This window comes from Clostridium sp. ZBS2 (assembly GCF_023845855.1).
GTDB lineage: Bacteria > Bacillota > Clostridia > Clostridiales > Clostridiaceae > Clostridium > Clostridium aquiflavi.
Map to the genome: position 1 here is coordinate 58,406 of NZ_JAMQIF010000006.1, position 17,826 is coordinate 76,231.

Genomic DNA, 17,826 nt, shown 5'->3' on the forward strand with positions numbered 1-17,826 from the left:
TTATAAGAAAACAAGCTATATTATTAAAAATAAATAATATGGCTTGTTTTTTTATTTTTTAATTTATATATAAAAAAACAGTATTAGTGTATTAATTTCTACAAAAGGGAAATAATGAAAAAAGGAGGTGTTAATATGGACAAAAATTTTAAAGGAAAGTTTAGAGACTTATTAAGAAAGGAGAGCTTTTATATTGCTTTATTTCTATGCCTTTGCGTTATGGCTGCTGTAGGAACTGTTTCTTATAAAAGAATAAGTAACCAACATGAAGTTGCAAAGGTTCAACAACCAGAAAAAGAGCTAACTTTAAATATTAATGATAAAAGCGTTACAAATGAAATTCCAAATGCGGAGAGAGTAGAGAATACTGCAAAAGATGAACCCAAGGTAAATAAAGAAACTGCTTCTAAGGAAACTGCTAAAAGTGTTGCTTCAACAACAGTTAACTTATCAAATCCAATAGAGGGAAAAATAAGTAGAGGATATACTTATCCAGCACCAGTAAAAGTAGAAGATAATTTATACAGAACTATAAGAGGTGTAAATATAAGTTCTAAAATTGGAACAGAAGTTAAAGCAGCTGCAGATGGAATTGTTGATGTTGTAGAAAATGCAGGCGTTGAAGAGGGTACAGTAGTAGAAATTAAACATGCCAATGGATTAAAGACAAGGTATGGAAATCTTGATAAAAATGTTTCTGTAAAAGCTGGAGATAAAGTTACAGCCAATCAAGTAATCGCTAAGATTGGAGATACAGCTAAATTATATGATAAAGAAACATTTGGTGAATATTTGAATTTACAAGTAATTAATCCAAATGGAGAACAAGTAAATCCAGAAAAATATATTAAACTTAAATAAAAGTTTAAGGAAAAAATTCTTACTAAATGAATAACTCAATAATTATTATTGAGTTATTCTTAAAATATTATTTTAAGGAGGTTGTATAGTTTGAAGGATTATATAGAGGAAAGAGTGTTAGAAGTTGCTAAATATATTATAGATTCAAAAGCCACAATAAGAAAGACTGCAAAAGTTTTTGGGGTTAGTAAAAGTACTATTCACAAAGACATGACAGAAAGATTGCCTAAAATAAATCCTATAATAGCAGAAGAAACCCATACAATATTAGAATTAAATAAAGCTGAACGTCATATTAGAGGTGGAAAAGCTACAAAAATGAAGTATAAAGCTATTGAACGATAAACATAATAGGTTTATAATATAGAATTAGTAGAAAAATGTTATTAATGGTAAGAATATGCGATTTAGGAGTGAATGATGAATGTGGTTTTGGAGAACTGGGACAGACCTTGGAATTGATTTAGGTACAGCTACTGTGCTAGTTTATGTAAAAGGCAAAGGTGTAATATTAAAAGAACCATCTGTAGTAGCCATAAATAAAAATAATAATAAATTATTGGCTGTGGGTGAAGAAGCAAGAAGAATGATAGGTCGTACGCCTGGAAATATAGTTGCTGTTCGTCCATTGAGAGATGGGGTTATTTCAAATTATGATATAACAGAAAGAATGTTAAAAGAATTTATAAGAAAAGCGTGCGGAAAGAGAAATATTACAGCGCCTAAGGTTATGGTCTGTGTACCTTCTCAAGCTACAGAAGTTGAAAAAAGAGCTGTTATTGATGCAGCAAGAAATTCTGGAGCGAAAACAGTTCATTTAATTGAAGAACCATTGGCAGCAGCAATTGGTGCAGGCATTGATATAACAAAGCCTAATGGAAACATGGTTATAGATATAGGTGGAGGAACTTGTGATATAGCTGTTATTTCATTAGGTGGAATAGTTGAGAGATCTTCAATTAAGATTGCAGGAGACAAATTTACTGAAGCAATCATAAAATATGTAAGAAATAAATATAAAATAATGATTGGAGAAAAAACGGCTGAAGATTTAAAAATAGGTATAGGTTCAGCGTTTAAAGGTTCTAGAAGTTTAACTGCTAAGATGAAGGGAAGAAACCTAGTAACAGGATTGCCAGATGAGTTAGAAATAGGCACAGAAGAAATTAGAGAAGCATTAGAAGAATCTGTTGAATCTATAGTTGATGTAGTTAAGACAGTCTTAGAAAGAACTCCACCTGAATTAGCTGCAGATATAATAGAAAAAGGCATATTAATGACTGGTGGCGGTGCATTATTATATGGGCTTGATAAGCTCATAGAGTTTAGAACTGGTGTGGAAGTAACTATAGCTGAAAATGCTATTGAGTGCGTTGCTGAAGGAACAGGAGCAGTTTTAGGACAATTAGATAAGTTAGACAATGAATTAAATTCTCAAGAAATAGTTCTTATTGAATAAAAAGAATAAAATCATCCCAAAACTNNAGTTTTGGGATGATTTTATTTTTTTAGATTATATGCATCGATTAAAGCTTTTGATATTAATTTAGCCATGTCCATAACTAAAGAAAGTCTTATGCTGTAAGAAGAAAATACTTCTGAATTATTAACAGTATCAACTATACCGATTATTGAAGCTATACCAACTTCAGGTAACTCTTTACCAACACCTTTTCCGGGATGTATAGCATAATCTCTAGTATGAATTTCTCCAATAGCATCTTTATTACCAAGGCATGCATCTACTCCTATTATTGGAGAATCAGGATGTTTTTCGTATATTTCTTCTAGTCGATCATCTATGTTTAAAGCGTGTATAGGACTTGAAAGTGTACCGTATACAGGTAATTCAAATGAGCTATCTTTTAAAATTGAGCCTACTAAAGGACCTAAACAATCACCAATACATTTATCAGTACCGATACAGACTATTATTGTTTTATTATTAAGATAATCCTTAATTGCTTCAGATATCTCAAAACAAGCATCTGTTGATTTATAATTTACTTTGTGTTTAGTCAAATGCAATACCCTCCCCTCTTAACATATATATATGATGGGATTTAATAAAAAATGTGGTTTAAAGTATAAAAAAAAACAAAGTGGAAAATATTAGAATGAGAGGTGAGCAATAATGAAGAGAATTTTAACTATCATATTTATGACTTTTGCATTATTAATGAATATTTATTTAATATTTTATTGGCAGCCTAAAGATGCCAAAGCAATAATTACTAGCAATAATGATAGTGTAAGTGTAATGTCATATTCAAGATCTATGTATACAGTTAATAAAAACACTGTAATGACGATATTATCTGAAGATGATAAAAAGAATTTAACAAGAATAGTATATAAATTATCAACAAGTGATATAGGAAAAGTTGAAGAAGCATTTAATTTAGAAGATGAAAATGAAGGTTTGATGAGAGCTTTTAAAGTTTTTCAAACAAGATTATCAACACAGGATTATATAAAGTTAAGAGGAATTTTTTCTAAATTTATAGATATAGAAGTATTAGATTTAAATTTGAAAAAATAATTAAAGTTATATACTAAACAGAAGTATTATAAAGTAAAATAAAGTAATATAAATATAATTTAAGTACATGAGTATATGTAAGACTTGAAATATAATTGGATTGAATATATACTAGTCATTGTTGATTGGCAACAACGCAACAAAACAAAAAAAGAATATTTTGGAGGAATTCCCGAGTGGCCAAAGGGGGCAGACTGTAAATCTGTTACGTTACGTTTCGATGGTTCGAATCCATCTTCCTCCACCAATTAATGGGCGCATAGCTCAGCTGGGAGAGCATCTGCCTTACAAGCAGAGGGTCACAGGTTCGAGCCCTGTTGTGCCCACCATTAATTAAAAAGTAAAAAATGCTGGCATGGCTCAACGGTAGAGCAGCTGACTTGTAATCAGCAGGTTGTAGGTTCGATTCCTATTGCCAGCTCCATAAAACTAGGAGGAATTCCCGAGTGGCCAAAGGGGGCAGACTGTAAATCTGTTACGTTACGTTTCGATGGTTCGAATCCATCTTCCTCCACCAATTTAATGGGCGCATAGCTCAGCTGGGAGAGCATCTGCCTTACAAGCAGAGGGTCACAGGTTCGAGCCCTGTTGTGCCCACCATTAATTAAAAAGTAAATAAGTGCTGGCATGGCTCAACGGTAGAGCAGCTGACTTGTAATCAGCAGGTTGTAGGTTCGATTCCTATTGCCAGCTCCATAACGCGGAGGAATTCCCGAGTGGCCAAAGGGGGCAGACTGTAAATCTGTTACGTTACGTTTCGATGGTTCGAATCCATCTTCCTCCACCAAAGAGAATAAACATAGTTTATTCTCTTTTTTATTATTTAATAGTCAGAAGTTATTGTAAGTATAGTTTATGTACATATTTAATTTTAAAATAAGGTTATAAAGATATAGATTTTATAGAAAATAGGAAAAACTATTAATTAGATAGTTTTATTAATTACTAAAAATTATAGGTTGACTAAGTAAACACCATATGTTAAAATACGAATGAAAATTAAATTAAAGTTACTCTTATCGAGAGAGGTGGAGGGAAAGGGCCCTATGAAACCCGGCAACCTGTGTATACAAGGTGCCAATTCCTGTAGATAAATTGTATCTACAAGATAAGAAAAGGATTATTGAATTAGTACTCTTCTTATAGAAGGGTTTTTTTATTCTTTAGAAATTTATCAAAATCAAATATAAGTTTAAGAATTTATTATAATAAAGAGCAGAATGAAGGGAGAAAACAATGAGAAGATTATTTACATCAGAATCAGTTACAGAAGGGCATCCAGATAAAATGTGCGATCAAATTTCAGATGCTATTTTAGATGCTATTTTAACTAAGGATCCAAATGCGAGAGTTGCATGTGAAACATGTACTACTACAGGACTAGTTATGGTAATGGGAGAAATATCAACTAATTGTTATGTTGATATTCCTAAAGTTGTTAGAGAAACAGTTAGAGAAATTGGATATGATAGAGCAAAATATGGATTTGATTGTGACACTTGTTCAGTTATGACTACTATAGATGAACAATCAGCAGATATAGCAATGGGAGTTGATGAAGCTCTTGAATCTAAAAAAGGTCAAAAAGATGAGGTAGAAGCAGTAGGTGCTGGAGATCAAGGTATGATGTTTGGTTTCGCTACTAATGAAACAGATGCATACATGCCACTACCAATTTATATGGCTCATAAATTATCTAGAAGACTTACAGAAGTAAGAAAAGATGGAACTTTAGATTATTTAAGACCAGATGGAAAAACACAAGTTACTGTTGAATATGAAAACAATAAGCCTAAGAGAATAGATACAATAGTTATATCTACTCAACATGGTGAAGAAGTATCATTAGAAACAATAGAAAAAGATATAAAAGAACATGTAATAAACTCAGTAGTTCCAGCTGAATTATTAGATTCAGAAACTAGATACTTTATAAATCCAACTGGAAGATTCGTTGTAGGGGGTCCTCAAGGGGATTCAGGATTAACAGGAAGAAAAATAATAGTTGATACATACGGTGGATATGGAAGACACGGTGGTGGAGCATTCTCAGGCAAGGATTCAACAAAGGTTGATAGATCAGCAGCTTATGCAGCAAGATGGGTGGCTAAGAACTTAGTTGCAGCAGGTATTGCAGATAAATTAGAAATACAATTAGCTTATGCTATAGGGGTTGCAAAACCAGTTTCTATTGAAATTGAAACTTTTGGAACAGGTAAAATGCCAGAGGATAAGATTGTTGAAATAGTAGAAAAAGTATTTGATTTAAGACCAGGTGCTATAATAAGAGATTTAGATTTAAGAAAGCCTATATTTAAGCAAACTGCTGCTTATGGACATTTTGGAAGAACTGATCTTGATTTACCATGGGAAAGATTAAATAAATTAGAAGAAATAAAAAAATATATTTAGAAATCTAATGAATTTTATATAATTTATAAAGACTTATCTTACTTATTAAGTGTATTAATAGTAAGATAAGTTTTTTTATTCTTTAGGAATTTATATTATTAAAATATTTTAGCAAAGTGGTGATGTATTCATAAGTAAAGCTATATCGAATTTTAAAAAGATTCTTATTAAAACAACATATTATTTTTAAAGATCATGTCGATAATATAAACAGTATGTATTTAAATTTTTATAAATTTATTATTCATAGTATAATATTATAAACATTATTTTTAATAAAGATTAGATTAATAGAGTTTATAAAATAAATTTATTTTGATGATTTGGAGAGATTATATGGAAGTCATAGATGGCTTTGTTGAAAACATCGTATTTAAAAGTGAAGAAACTGGATATGTAGTTTGTAAAATAAGAACTGCTAAAAACTTAATAAGTGCAGTTGGGACTATTCCATTTATAAAAGAGGGACAAAATGTAAAAATAAAAGGACATTGGACTGTGCACAAGCAGTTTGGACAGCAATTCCAAATAGCTGAATTTGAAGAGGTATTGCCAGATTCATTAGATGGAATAGAGAAATATTTAAGTGCAGGAATAATACATGGAATAGGTCCTGTTACAGCTAAAAAGATAATTGATAAGTTTGGTGAAGAAACTTTAGATATACTAGAAAATCATATAGAAAGATTAATGGAAATAGAAGGTATAGGAAAAAAGAAGTTCATGATAATATATGAATCTTATATGGAACAGAATGGATTAAAGGAAGTTATACTACATTTCCATAAGTATGGGTTAAGTAATAATCAATGTATGAAAATATATAAAAAATTTGGACCATCATCTAACCAAATAGTTTCAGAAAATCCTTATATATTATCTGAAGAGATAGTTGGAATTGGATTTAAAACGGCAGATAGAATTGCTATGAATCTTGGTATAAGTGATAATTCAGAGTTTAGAATAAAAAGTGGTATAAAGCATGCTTTAAATCAGTTTTGTTTATTAGGGAATACATATATGCCAAAAGAAAAATTAATAGAAGATTGTGAAAAACTTTTATCCATTGAAAGAATATTAATAGAGGAGAATGTATACTCAATAGCTGCTTCCAAAAATATAATATTAGAAAAATTGGGAGAAGAAGAAGCTGTATATTTGCTCCCTTACTATTATTGTGAGTTAGGAGTTACGAATAAAATAATTACTTTAGGTATGCAAACAATACAAACTATTAATTCGGACTTGGATTTTGAAATAAATGTATTAGAAAAGGAATATAATATAAAGTTTGCTACATCTCAAAGAGAAGCTATACTTGGAGCTTTTAATAATGGGATTGAAATAATAACAGGTGGTCCTGGTACAGGAAAAACCACTATAATTAAATGTATAATTGATATATATGAAAAAAACGGCATGGATGTAATATTAGGTGCACCAACTGGAAGAGCTGCAAAAAGAATGACAGAATCAACAGGTCGTGAATCAAAGACTATACACAGATTATTAGAAATAGGTGTATCAGAAGATGATTCTGTTTTTGGAAAAAGTGAATCATCTCCATTAGATACTGATGTCATAATTATAGATGAAGCTTCCATGATAGACATAATGCTTATGCATAATTTATTAAAAGCTGTTAATTTAGGTACTAGATTAATAATTGTTGGTGATGTTGATCAATTACCATCAGTGGGAGCTGGGAATGTATTAAAAGATTTAATAGAAAGTGAATATATTAAAGTTGTAAGGCTAAATGAAATATTTAGGCAAGAAACTGAAAGTTTAATAACAACTAATGCTCATAGAATAAATCAAGGTGAGGCACCTATATTAAATCAAAAGAATAAAGATTTTTTCTTTATTGGTGAAGAAAACTTAAACAAAACAGTTAATGTTATCATAGATTTAATAAATAGGAGACTTCCAAGTTTTAATAAGCAATGGGATAAGTTTAGAGATATGCAAGTTTTAAGTCCTATGAGAAAGGGAGTACTTGGAGTAAATAATTTAAATATAAATCTTCAAAAGGTATTTAATCCACCATCAAAAGACAAGAAAGAAAAGAAGATAAAAGAAATTATTTTTAGAGAAGGTGATAAAGTAATGCAAACTAAAAATAATTATTCTTTAAAATGGACTAGAATTAAAGGTGAGGGAGAATATGAAGGTGTTGGAGTATTTAATGGGGATTTAGGTTTTATACAAAGTATAGATGAAGAAAATAAAAGCTTTACTATAACATTCGATGATGAACGAAAAGTTATATATGACTTTATGTATTTAGATGAATTAGACCTAGCATATGCTACTACAATACATAAAAGTCAAGGTAGTGAATTTAAAGTTGTAATAATTCCCGTATTTATGGGAAGTCCTTTTTTGATGAATAGAAATCTTTTATATACGGGTATAACTAGAGCAAAAGAACTTGTTGTAGTTGTAGGTGTGAAAAGAGCTTTAATTTACATGGTTGGAAATACGAATATCATGGAGCGGTATTCTGGATTAAAATATAGAATTAAAGATATACTGACTAATGCAATAGAGTAGCATAATATTATAATTTATAAAAGGAGATTTTTAGATGGGCAAATATAATCAGCTTGATTATGAAGAATTGAATTATGCAATAGATAAAATAGCTCATTGGTATAAAAAGAACATAAAATTTTTAAATATAATTACAGTGCCTTTTAATACATCATATATATTTTCAGATATAATAAATGAAATTTCGATGCAAGGCGGAAAGATACTGTATATTTGGGGAAATAATAGAGAAAATAGAGAATTATTAACTCTATTAAGAGAAGTTAACTTAGAGATAACTTATTCGTATATTGAATGTGGTAAAGGAATTACTAATTTAACATTTGTAAATGAAAGAAATTTAGGTCTTATTAGAGGAAAATACGATTTAATTATATTTGATGATATAGGATATTTTTCAAATATTGATAATTTAAATCTAAGAAATAAAATGGATATTTGTTCTATTTTAAGTAACAAAATAATATTTTATGGAATAGAGAAAATAAGTTTAAATGGAGAATTTATTGAATTATCACCATATAATTATGAAAAACCATTTGTTGAACCTAGAATTTTAACAACAAGAATAAACTTAAACACAGATATACCGTATAATTTATATGAATATCTTAAATGGTTTGTAAATATGAGAAAGAAAGTTGCTATTTATACTCCAGATAAGGAAAGATTAAATTCGGTTTATGAATATTTTGAAACACAATTAATAATGAAAGGTGTAAAAGTTATAAAGGTATCTGAAGAAGAGGAATTTAAAAGATGTGGTAGAGTATTAAAATATAAAGATAAGGCAATATTTATAATAACTGATAAAGTTAAGGAGTTGAGTGAATATTGTCTTGTTAATGATGCGGTTATCTTATTTGCAGATGATATTAGGTACACGTACAAGAAACTCATGTATTTATGTGGAAAAATAGGACAAATAAATAAGGAGTTACCTGAAGTGTTATTAGTATCTAATAGTGTTTCAGAAGATATTGATAAAGCAAAAGAATTATCAAGAGAATTTAACAGAAAAATATGGGAAAAAAGATCAAAAAAATAATAAAAATTATATATGAAAGTGTAGTTTCAATAATATATCCAATTGAAAATTATTGTATATTATGTAATAGAAATGACTATACTGGAATATGTGATATTTGTAAGTCTAAAATTACATGTATTAAAAACAATGATAATGAGATAATAAGTTATGGGTATTATGGTGGAGTAATAAAAGAGCTTATACTTAAATTTAAGTATAAGAATAATTTTACAGCAGGGGATATCCTATCTGAATTTTTAGAAAAATATATTATCGATAATATAAATTATAAAGAATATATAATAACATATATACCTATGACTACTAAATCTCAAAAAAAGCGAGGTTTTAATCAATGTGAATATATTGCTAAAAAAATCGCTAGTTCGTTAAATATGGAATGTAAAAAAATATTAATTAAAGTAAAAGACACAAAAGAACAAAAAATGTTAAATAAAAATGAAAGAAAAGAAAATATTAGTGGTTCTTTTGATATAATAAAGAAAATTGATTTAAATGATAAAAAAATAATACTTATTGATGACGTTACAACTACTGGTTTTACAATAAGAGAAGGATATAAAGTATTAAAAAAATATGGAGCAAAAGAAATAAAACTATTGACCTTAGCGAAAAGTCATATATAATATTAATGTAAAGCTAGGTTTGTGGTTGAAAGTCGATGCTAGTCGCAGGCAAAACGATCCACTTAAGTTAGACAAAATGTCTAATGAGCATGGTGCGGTATAGAAGTGAGTCCTGCCATTCATGAAGAGTGAGAGGGTTAGTAGTGAGGAATTAACTTTTAGTAGCAAAAGCTCCAGCAGGCGAGTGTGGGGGCAAAAACCAGGTCAACTAGCTTTACTTTTTTTATATGTTCATAAGTAATATTTTGTAATAAAAAGAATAAAATAGAAACTAAGAATTTTCTGTAAATTCTGAATATTACTCTTGTTAACTAGGAAAAAAAGTAGTAAAATATAGTTAATAAATAAAATAAATTTTGTCTAAAAGGTTTTATACAGAGAGGGGCTGGATTTTTATGAAAGTAATAGTTATAGCAAAAAATATTGAGTTAACTAATGCATTGAGAGAAATGGTTGAAAAGAAAATTTCAAAGTTAGGAAAATATTTTAATTCTGATATAGAAGCCAAGGCTACTTTAAGCGTACAAAGAAATAGGCAAATAGTAGAAGTCATGATACCTTTTAATGGAGTCGTATTAAGAGGAGAAGAAGCTAATGAAGACATGTATAGAGCTATAGATTTAGTTGAGGAAAAGCTAGAAAGACAAATTAGAAAACAAAAAACTAAATTATCTAGAAAAAAGAATGGATCATTAAAGTTTGGAGAAATAGTAGATTTGTCTCCAGTTGCAGCTGATGAAGAAGAAGCCAAGCTAGTTAAAAGAAAGAGATTTGGTGTTAAACCTATGGATGTAGATGAAGCAATACTTCAAATGGAATTAGTAGGACATAATTTCTTTGTTTATCAAGATGTAGAAAGTAATAAAATAAATGTAATATATAAAAGAAAAGATGGCGATTATGGATTGTTAGATCCAGAATATAGATAAAACAAAAATTTGGAAATCCTCTAGTAATATGCTAGAGGATTTTTATTTTATGGTAAATTAAATGAAAAAAGCTAGATAAAATCTAGGTTTAAGGTAACTTTAATAAAAAACGTATATATAATCCACATTATTCTTATGCTGGAAATTGATATTAAACAAAAAATTGTAAATTTTATTGAAAATAATTGATAGAGAATGTTATAATGATAGAATGTACGATTTGCAAGAAAGTAAATTACTTTTATTGACAAAATATGTAGTTTGAAAGGATGACATTATGGGATTATTAAGTGCCGTATTTGGAACATATAGTGAAAGAGAAGTAAAGAGAATTAGACCTATTGTCAGCAAAATAAATGAATTAGACGAAGCTATGCAAAAACTTTCAGATGATGAATTAAAAGCAAAGACTGTAGAGTTTAAAGAAAGACTTAACAATGGTGAAGCAATAGATGATATTTTACCAGAAGCATTTGCAGTAGTTAGAGAAGCGTCTAAAAGAGTATTAAATATGAAACATTATGATGAGCAACTTATTGGAGGAGTTGTTTTACATCAAGGTAGAATAGCTGAAATGAAGACCGGAGAAGGTAAAACATTAGTAGCAACTTTACCAGCATATTTAAACGGATTAACAGGCAAGGGTGTTCATATAATAACAGTTAATGATTATCTTGCAAAAAGAGATGCTGAACAAATGGGAGAATTATATGGCTTTTTGGGATTGACAACGGGTGTTATTGTTCATGAATTAACTAATGAACAAAGAAGAGAAGCATATAACTCAGATATAACTTATGGAACAAATAATGAATTTGGTTTTGATTATTTAAGAGATAATATGGTTATATACAAAGAAGAAAGAGTTCAAAGAAAATTGAACTTTACTATAGTAGATGAAGTTGACTCAATATTAATTGATGAAGCTAGAACTCCACTTATAATTTCTGGTCAAGGAGAAAAATCTACAGAATTTTACAAAGTAGCAGATTATTTTGTTAAAACATTAGTAAAAGAAAAAGATTATACAATAGATGAAAAAGCTAATGCAGTAATGTTAACTGATGAAGGATTCCATAAAGCAGAACAAACTTTTAAAGTAGAAAATTATGCAGATGCTGAAAATGTAGAATTACAACATTATGTTACTCAAGCATTGAAAGCTAACTATGCAATGAGAAGAGATAAAGATTACATGGTTAAAGATGGAGAAGTAATAATTGTTGATGAATTTACAGGAAGACTTATGGAAGGAAGACGATATTCGGATGGTCTTCACCAAGCAATAGAAGCTAAAGAAAATGTTAAGATTGCAAGAGAATCTAAGACATTAGCAACTATTACGTTCCAAAATTACTTCAGAATGTATGAAAAATTATCAGGAATGACAGGTACAGCATTAACAGAAGAAAATGAATTTAGAGAAATTTATGGATTAGATGTTATTGTTGTTCCAACTCATAAACCAGTTGTTAGAATAGATAATCCGGATTTAGTATTTAAAAGTGAAAAAGGAAAGATCATGGCTGTTGTTGATGAGATAGCAAAGGCGCATGAAGTAGGTCAACCAGTACTAGTTGGTACTGTAAGTATTGAAAAATCAGAATTGATTTCAAGTATGCTTAAGAAAAAAGGCGTTCCACATCAAGTTTTAAATGCAAAATTCCATGAACAAGAAGCAGAAATAATAACTCATGCTGGAGAAAAAGGTATGGTTACTATAGCTACTAATATGGCTGGTAGAGGTACTGATATTAAGCTTGGAGATGGTGTTCTTGAAATTGGTGGACTTAAGATAATAGGTACTGAAAGACATGAATCAAGAAGAATAGATAACCAATTAAGAGGACGTTCTGGTAGACAAGGAGATAACGGTGAATCAACATTCTTTATTTCATTAGAAGATGATTTAATGAGAATTTTTGGATCAGAAAAAATTCAAGGTGTTGTTGAAAAACTTGGTCTTCAAGAAGATGAAGCAATAGAAAGTAAACTTGTTTCTAAGTCTATAGAAAATGCTCAAAAGAAAGTTGAAGGTAATAACTTTGATATAAGAAAAACATTATTAGGATATGATGATGTTATGAATAAACAAAGAGAAGTTATCTACAAACAAAGAGCAGAAGTTCTTGAGGGTGAAGATGTAAAAGAAGAAATATTACATATGTTAAGAGATGTAATATCAGATGCAGTTGATGCTCATATTAAAGAAGATGCTGAAGATTATAGAGAAAGCTTCTTATTCTTAATATCATACTTAAATGACATATGTATACCAACAAATGAAGTGAATTTACCTGCACTTGCAGATATGTCAAAGGAAGAAATAGTAGATCATTTATATGATGTTGCAGTTAAAAGCTACGAAGATAAAGAAGAAGAATTTACATCAGAAAGATTAAGAGAAATAGAAAGAGTTGTTCTTTTAAGATCTGTTGATACAAAATGGATGGATCATATTAATAATATGGATAACTTAAAACAAGGTATTGGACTTAGAGCATTCAAACAAGTAGATCCTGTTCAAGCGTATCAAATGGAAGGTAGCGCTATGTTTGAAGAAATGATAGATTCTATTAAGAAGGAAACTGTAAAGATGTTATTCCATGTTAAAGTGGAAAGAGCACCTGAAAGAGTAAGAGTTGCACAAGAAACAGATGCTGTGCATGGAGATAAACCATCAGCTCCAGTAGGACCAGTTAGAAATCTTAATAAATTTGGAAGAAATGATGTATGTCCATGCGGAAGTGGAAAGAAATTTAAAAATTGTTGTGGTAGAGAAGCTTAAAAATAAATATTAAAATATTTATAAAGATAGTATAATAAATTCCGTAGAAGTTTCATAGTAAAATAATATTATGAAATTTGCTACGGAGTTTTTTAAATAACAATATTATTTTTATCAACTGTTAACACATAAAACCTGTGGATAAGTAAATGTAATTGTTTATAAGTAATATGGTGTTATTAAAAATAAAAAATGAAGAGGTGAATATATTGATTATTGAATTAGAAAAAGAATTATTAAAACTTTCTAATATAAAAAAATCTATATTTGAAATGAGTGAATCTCTTTGACAAAGAATATTTGGAAAAACAATTAAGTGAATTGGAATTTCAAATGCAAGAAGATGGCTTTTGGAATGATACTAAAAGAGCAGAAGAGATAACTAAAGAGAGTAAAAGAATAAAAGACAAGATTCAAAGAGTAGAAAGTGTTCAATCTAAGCTTGATGATATTGAAGTTTTAAAAGAAATTATGGATGATGACGATGAAGAATCTGCATATGAAATAATTAATAATATAAAAGAGATTGAAGAAGAAATTGATAATTATAATATGGAAATTCTATTGTCAGGTGAATATGATAAGAATAATGCAATACTTACATTACACGTAGGTGTTGGAGGTACAGATGCAAATGATTGGACAGAAATGCTTCTTAGAATGTACACAAGATGGTGTGAAAAGAAGAATTATAAAGTTGAAATGATTGACTTACTTGAAGGTGATGAAGCAGGGATAAAGAGCGTTACTCTAAAAGTCATAGGAGAATATGCTTATGGATATCTTAAAGCTGAAAAAGGAATTCATAGATTAGTTAGAATATCACCTTTTAACGCTAATGGTAAAAGACAAACATCATTTGCTTCAATGGAAGTATTACCAGAGCTTACAAAAGAACAAGATATTGATATAAGGTCAGAAGATATTAAAATTGATACTTATAGGGCATCAGGGGCTGGAGGACAGCATATAAATAAAACTGACTCAGCAGTGAGAATAACACATCTTCCTACTGGTGTTGTAGTGCAATGTCAAAATGAAAGAAGTCAGTTTTCTAATAAAGATACAGCAATGGGAATGCTTAAAGCAAAGTTAATAGAATTAAAAGAAAGAGCTCATAAAGAAAAAATTGAAGATTTAACTGGAGAACTAAAAGATATGGGATGGGGAAGTCAAATACGTTCATATGTATTTCACCCATATAATTTAGTTAAAGACCATAGAACAAATGTAGAAGTTTCTAATGTTACTGCAGTTATGGATGGAGATTTGGATTTATTTATAAATTCATACTTAAAGAGCTTAAAATAAAAAAAGTTGAGGGTTAATGAAAAATTTTTAACTCTCAACTTTTTTGATTTATTCACTTAAAAATCTAGCATAGTTGATTTACAAAAAATATATAATAAGTAGAAAAACAAAATTTAAATTACACGAATTTTATTTTTATTAACGTATTGTTTTAATTTTTTCTTGATAGTGGGTAAAAAGAATATAAATAAGAATAAAGCAAATAAAAATAAAATAAAATTATGACTATAAAAGACTAATCTAAAATCATCATAAGCATAATTAGAAATTTCATCTTTAACAAGAGAATAAACATCATCAATTGCTTTGGTATCAATATACTCTACTTTATCATTTAGCGTATGAATTTTAGAGGTATCAGAATGACATAATGTAATAGAATCCATTCCCATATTAGTAAAACTTGCATGATCACTACAATCTTCAAATGTAATTTTATAATCGATATTTTTATTTGAACAGATTGTTTTTAATGAATTTAATAAATTTATATTAGCATCTTTATTACTTTTGCATACTGATCCACTCATTATAGAAATAGGGGTATTAGCAGCACCAATCATATCAAAATTAATAATTTCACTATTTTTTATAAGATTTTCATGATTTTGAGCAAAATTTGAAGATCCAAGTAATCCAAACTCTTCTCCAGTTAATGCTACAAAAATAATATCTCTTTTTGGTTTTATGAAACTTGATAAATTCTTAGATAACTCCATTAAAAAAGCTGTACCAGAAGCATTATCTAATGCACCGCCATAACAATTATTTAAATAATCTTGTCCTACATGATCGAAATGAGCAGTAATTACAAGTGGCGGTAAATTTTTAGACGTTCCATTTATTACTCCAACTACATTAGAGGTTGATTTTTCATGCTTAGAATAAGGAAGAGTAATTTTTATTATATTATTGCTTCTTAAAGAATCTAGTATATTGTTATATAACTCAGTAGTTATAGCAATTGAAAATTGATAATCAGATTTATCATTAAAGGAACTTCTAAAAGAAAAGTTGTTACATGAAGGTGTATAAAACAAATATATTTTTTCATCATGTTTTATTGTTAAAGAAGTAGGGAAAATGTTAAGAATATCTTCTTTATTAAAAGTAACTGAACTTTCATTAAAATTAAGCAAGTCCTCTTTATAATCAACACCATATTTGTAATCATATAAGATTTTATCATCATTTAATATTTTAAATGAGGGATTATTTCCATTCTTAAATGGTGTATTAACATAAAAACTTTCTTTATAATTTTCAGTTAATGGAACTAAACCAATATCTTTAAACCAATTTTCTATAAAATCAGCAGTTTTTTCATTTCCGCTTGAGCCTGTTAATCTACCTTCATATTCATCAGATGAAATTATTTTAATATTATTTTTAACGTTTGAAGAGTTAAAGTGATAATATGTAGTTTGAAGAAATATTGAAAATACTAGAGCTATAAATACTAATAATAAACTACTGTAATAAATAATCTTTTTCATTGTTAACCTCTCTTAAATTATTTCTCATAGTAGAGTTTATTAATAATTAATTAACAATATGAACTATATTTTTATATAAATATAAATGTAAAATAAAAAAGACACAATGTAAATAGTTACACAAAAAGAAATAATTGAAAAACAAAATCAAATAAGTTAAAATATGGTGTACATAATTTATAATTGGAGGCATTATTTATGGAGAATATTTCAAACAATCAAGTTCCACAAGAAGTGAAAAAGTGGAATTGGGGAGCATTTATGCTAAATATATTTTGGGGAATAGGTAATAATAGTTATCTTCCTCTTTTATGTTTAGTTCCTCTACTTAACATAGTATGGATATTTGTATGTGGAGCAAAAGGAAATGAATGGGCATGGAAAAAAGGAAGTTATTCAAGTGCTGAAGAATTTTTATTAGTTCAAAAAACTTGGAATAAAGCAGGACTAGCATACTTTGTGTTTACATTCGTAGTAATATTATTATACATATTTGTTTTTAGTGCATTAATAGCTGGATTATCATCTACAATGTATTATTAAAAACAACATAAAAAATATAAGCTATTCGTATTTTATGTGAATAGCTTATATTTTTTATTTATACTTTTTTATAAAACATGTCAATAATGCAATAAATAGATGTAAAAGCTAAGCAACTATAAATATACATATTTAATCCAGATTCCAATATAGAAATTATTCCACCAATAATTAAATTTAATATTATTACTATGTTAATAAACTTAAAAAGTTTGGAATTAGTAGTTAAGATTACATTTATAGCTGAAAATATAGTTAATATAAGAGTCAAAAAATAAAATATGTTTCTTAAATCTTCAGAGTAATCTATAACTTTTAACTTATTTAAAGATAGTACTAATATAAAAAATAATAATAAGAATGAAGTAACTTTATTAACAACTTTAATCATCTGCAGCACCTCTTATTACAAATATTTCCAATTATAATTATACAGTTAGCTTTACATAAGAGCAATAAAAATATAGGATATATTACATTTAATGTAAATTCAAAAAGCTAATTATTTAAAAGTTATGTTAACTTTTAAAATTAATATAGTGTTTAATTTTATGTTTTGGTTAATATATACATATAATATTGCTATTAATGTAAATAAGTTTATAATATTAGTAGTCACTTAGATATTTTATAAAGTTTATTTATTTAGAAGTATGTTAATACTTTAATATAAACAGTTAATTATAAAACAGAGTGGATAATTTAATATAG

15 protein-coding genes, 7 tRNA genes and 1 riboswitch are annotated in these 17,826 nt (G+C 28.2%); of the genes, 19 read left to right on the forward strand and 3 right to left on the reverse strand.

Annotation, left to right across the window (positions count from 1 at the left end):
• Positions 1 to 135: 135 nt before the first annotated feature.
• The 3 genes from NG918_RS02825 to NG918_RS02835 all read left to right on the forward strand — a co-directional run bounded on the left by NG918_RS02825 (position 136) and on the right by NG918_RS02835 (position 2,320).
• Entirely contained in the window at positions 136 to 861 is a 726-nt protein-coding gene (locus tag NG918_RS02825) for a M23 family metallopeptidase (protein WP_252216370.1), read from the forward strand.
• 90 nt (positions 862 to 951) lie between these two features.
• Complete coding sequence (gene spoIIID / locus NG918_RS02830) at positions 952 to 1,206, forward strand: sporulation transcriptional regulator SpoIIID (protein WP_012423010.1); 255 nt, start codon at positions 952 to 954, stop codon at positions 1,204 to 1,206.
• A gap of 79 nt (positions 1,207 to 1,285) precedes the next feature.
• Positions 1,286 to 2,320: a rod shape-determining protein gene (locus tag NG918_RS02835; protein ID WP_252216373.1), complete on the forward strand. Its 1,035-nt coding sequence runs from the start codon at positions 1,286 to 1,288 to the stop codon at positions 2,318 to 2,320.
• Positions 2,321 to 2,361: 41 nt separating this feature from the next.
• On the opposite strand, the gene yyaC is transcribed toward NG918_RS02835, so the two are convergent.
• Positions 2,362 to 2,883: a spore protease YyaC gene (gene yyaC / locus NG918_RS02840; RefSeq protein ID WP_252216376.1), complete on the reverse strand. Its 522-nt coding sequence runs from the start codon at positions 2,881 to 2,883 to the stop codon at positions 2,362 to 2,364.
• 112 nt (positions 2,884 to 2,995) lie between these two features.
• Between yyaC and NG918_RS02845 the strand changes: the two genes are divergently transcribed.
• From NG918_RS02845 to prfB, 15 genes are all read left to right on the forward strand, one after another.
• The gene (locus NG918_RS02845) at positions 2,996 to 3,403 is read left to right on the forward strand and encodes a hypothetical protein (RefSeq protein ID WP_252224412.1); all 408 of its coding nucleotides are present in this window, start codon (positions 2,996 to 2,998) and stop codon (positions 3,401 to 3,403) included.
• Between the two features lie 162 nt (positions 3,404 to 3,565).
• Positions 3,566 to 3,650, forward strand: a tRNA-Tyr gene (locus NG918_RS02850).
• Between the two features lie 6 nt (positions 3,651 to 3,656).
• A tRNA-Val gene (locus NG918_RS02855) sits at positions 3,657 to 3,732 on the forward strand.
• Positions 3,733 to 3,752: 20 nt separating this feature from the next.
• Positions 3,753 to 3,827: transfer RNA gene (locus NG918_RS02860), tRNA-Thr, on the forward strand.
• Positions 3,828 to 3,835: 8 nt separating this feature from the next.
• Positions 3,836 to 3,920, forward strand: a tRNA-Tyr gene (locus NG918_RS02865).
• Positions 3,921 to 3,927: 7 nt separating this feature from the next.
• Positions 3,928 to 4,003, forward strand: a tRNA-Val gene (locus NG918_RS02870).
• Between the two features lie 21 nt (positions 4,004 to 4,024).
• Positions 4,025 to 4,099, forward strand: a tRNA-Thr gene (locus NG918_RS02875).
• A gap of 6 nt (positions 4,100 to 4,105) precedes the next feature.
• Positions 4,106 to 4,190: transfer RNA gene (locus NG918_RS02880), tRNA-Tyr, on the forward strand.
• Positions 4,191 to 4,416: 226 nt separating this feature from the next.
• A riboswitch (SAM riboswitch) is annotated at positions 4,417 to 4,518 on the forward strand.
• A 121-nt stretch (positions 4,519 to 4,639) separates the two neighbouring features.
• Positions 4,640 to 5,815: a methionine adenosyltransferase gene (gene metK, locus NG918_RS02885; protein WP_252214394.1), complete on the forward strand. Its 1,176-nt coding sequence runs from the start codon at positions 4,640 to 4,642 to the stop codon at positions 5,813 to 5,815.
• 336 nt (positions 5,816 to 6,151) lie between these two features.
• A complete protein-coding gene (gene recD2, locus NG918_RS02890) occupies positions 6,152 to 8,371 on the forward strand; it encodes an SF1B family DNA helicase RecD2 (protein ID WP_252224415.1) in 2,220 nt (739 codons plus the stop codon).
• 34 nt (positions 8,372 to 8,405) lie between these two features.
• Positions 8,406 to 9,419 (forward strand): hypothetical protein, encoded by a 1,014-nt coding sequence (locus NG918_RS02895; RefSeq protein ID WP_252214398.1) that lies wholly within the window; start codon positions 8,406 to 8,408, stop codon positions 9,417 to 9,419.
• On the forward strand, positions 9,395 to 10,048 hold the full coding sequence (locus NG918_RS02900) for a ComF family protein (protein WP_252214400.1): 654 nt from the start codon (positions 9,395 to 9,397) through the stop codon (positions 10,046 to 10,048). Before NG918_RS02895 ends, NG918_RS02900 begins: the two co-directional genes overlap by 25 nt.
• A 395-nt stretch (positions 10,049 to 10,443) precedes the next feature.
• Positions 10,444 to 10,977 (forward strand): ribosome hibernation-promoting factor, HPF/YfiA family, encoded by a 534-nt coding sequence (gene hpf, locus NG918_RS02905; protein ID WP_252214402.1) that lies wholly within the window; start codon positions 10,444 to 10,446, stop codon positions 10,975 to 10,977.
• A gap of 277 nt (positions 10,978 to 11,254) precedes the next feature.
• Positions 11,255 to 13,765 carry a preprotein translocase subunit SecA gene (gene secA, locus NG918_RS02910; protein ID WP_252214404.1) on the forward strand — a complete coding sequence of 837 codons (2,511 nt, stop codon included), beginning with the start codon at positions 11,255 to 11,257 and terminating at the stop codon, positions 13,763 to 13,765.
• Positions 13,766 to 13,974: 209 nt separating this feature from the next.
• Positions 13,975 to 15,076, forward strand: a protein-coding gene (gene prfB, locus NG918_RS02915) for a peptide chain release factor 2 (RefSeq protein WP_350339618.1) whose coding sequence is annotated in 2 segments (ribosomal slippage) — positions 13,975 to 14,052 and positions 14,054 to 15,076 — 1,101 coding nt in all. Because the reading frame shifts where the segments join, the coding sequence is not laid out codon by codon here.
• Between the two features lie 113 nt (positions 15,077 to 15,189).
• Here the strand turns inward: prfB and NG918_RS02920 are convergent.
• Positions 15,190 to 16,572, reverse strand: coding sequence for a M28 family metallopeptidase (locus NG918_RS02920; protein ID WP_252214408.1), 1,383 nt, complete (start codon positions 16,570 to 16,572; stop codon positions 15,190 to 15,192).
• 198 nt (positions 16,573 to 16,770) lie between these two features.
• Here NG918_RS02920 and NG918_RS02925 point away from each other — a divergent pair, with 198 nt between their 5' ends.
• Complete coding sequence (locus tag NG918_RS02925) at positions 16,771 to 17,115, forward strand: ribonuclease G (protein ID WP_252214410.1); 345 nt, start codon at positions 16,771 to 16,773, stop codon at positions 17,113 to 17,115.
• A 58-nt stretch (positions 17,116 to 17,173) separates the two neighbouring features.
• Here NG918_RS02925 and NG918_RS02930 read toward each other — a convergent pair whose 3' ends face one another.
• Complete coding sequence (locus tag NG918_RS02930) at positions 17,174 to 17,506, reverse strand: hypothetical protein (protein WP_252214412.1); 333 nt, start codon at positions 17,504 to 17,506, stop codon at positions 17,174 to 17,176.
• Positions 17,507 to 17,826 lie beyond the last annotated feature (320 nt).

Bases quoted from the DNA above. Each gene is read 5' to 3' on its own strand.
- recD2 (WP_252224415.1), top strand. From the start codon at position 6,152: ATGGAAGTCATAGATGGCTTTGTTGAAAACATCGTATTTAAAAGTGAA.
- NG918_RS02920 (WP_252214408.1), bottom strand. From the start codon at position 16,572: ATGAAAAAGATTATTTATTACAGTAGTTTATTATTAGTATTTATAGCT.
- metK (WP_252214394.1), top strand. From the start codon at position 4,640: ATGAGAAGATTATTTACATCAGAATCAGTTACAGAAGGGCATCCAGAT.
- NG918_RS02925 (WP_252214410.1), top strand. From the start codon at position 16,771: ATGGAGAATATTTCAAACAATCAAGTTCCACAAGAAGTGAAAAAGTGG.
- NG918_RS02845 (WP_252224412.1), top strand. From the start codon at position 2,996: ATGAAGAGAATTTTAACTATCATATTTATGACTTTTGCATTATTAATG.
- NG918_RS02825 (WP_252216370.1), top strand. From the start codon at position 136: ATGGACAAAAATTTTAAAGGAAAGTTTAGAGACTTATTAAGAAAGGAG.
- secA (WP_252214404.1), top strand. From the start codon at position 11,255: ATGGGATTATTAAGTGCCGTATTTGGAACATATAGTGAAAGAGAAGTA.
- hpf (WP_252214402.1), top strand. From the start codon at position 10,444: ATGAAAGTAATAGTTATAGCAAAAAATATTGAGTTAACTAATGCATTG.
- NG918_RS02930 (WP_252214412.1), bottom strand. From the start codon at position 17,506: ATGATTAAAGTTGTTAATAAAGTTACTTCATTCTTATTATTATTTTTT.
- NG918_RS02895 (WP_252214398.1), top strand. From the start codon at position 8,406: ATGGGCAAATATAATCAGCTTGATTATGAAGAATTGAATTATGCAATA.
- NG918_RS02900 (WP_252214400.1), top strand. From the start codon at position 9,395: ATGGGAAAAAAGATCAAAAAAATAATAAAAATTATATATGAAAGTGTA.
- NG918_RS02835 (WP_252216373.1), top strand. From the start codon at position 1,286: ATGTGGTTTTGGAGAACTGGGACAGACCTTGGAATTGATTTAGGTACA.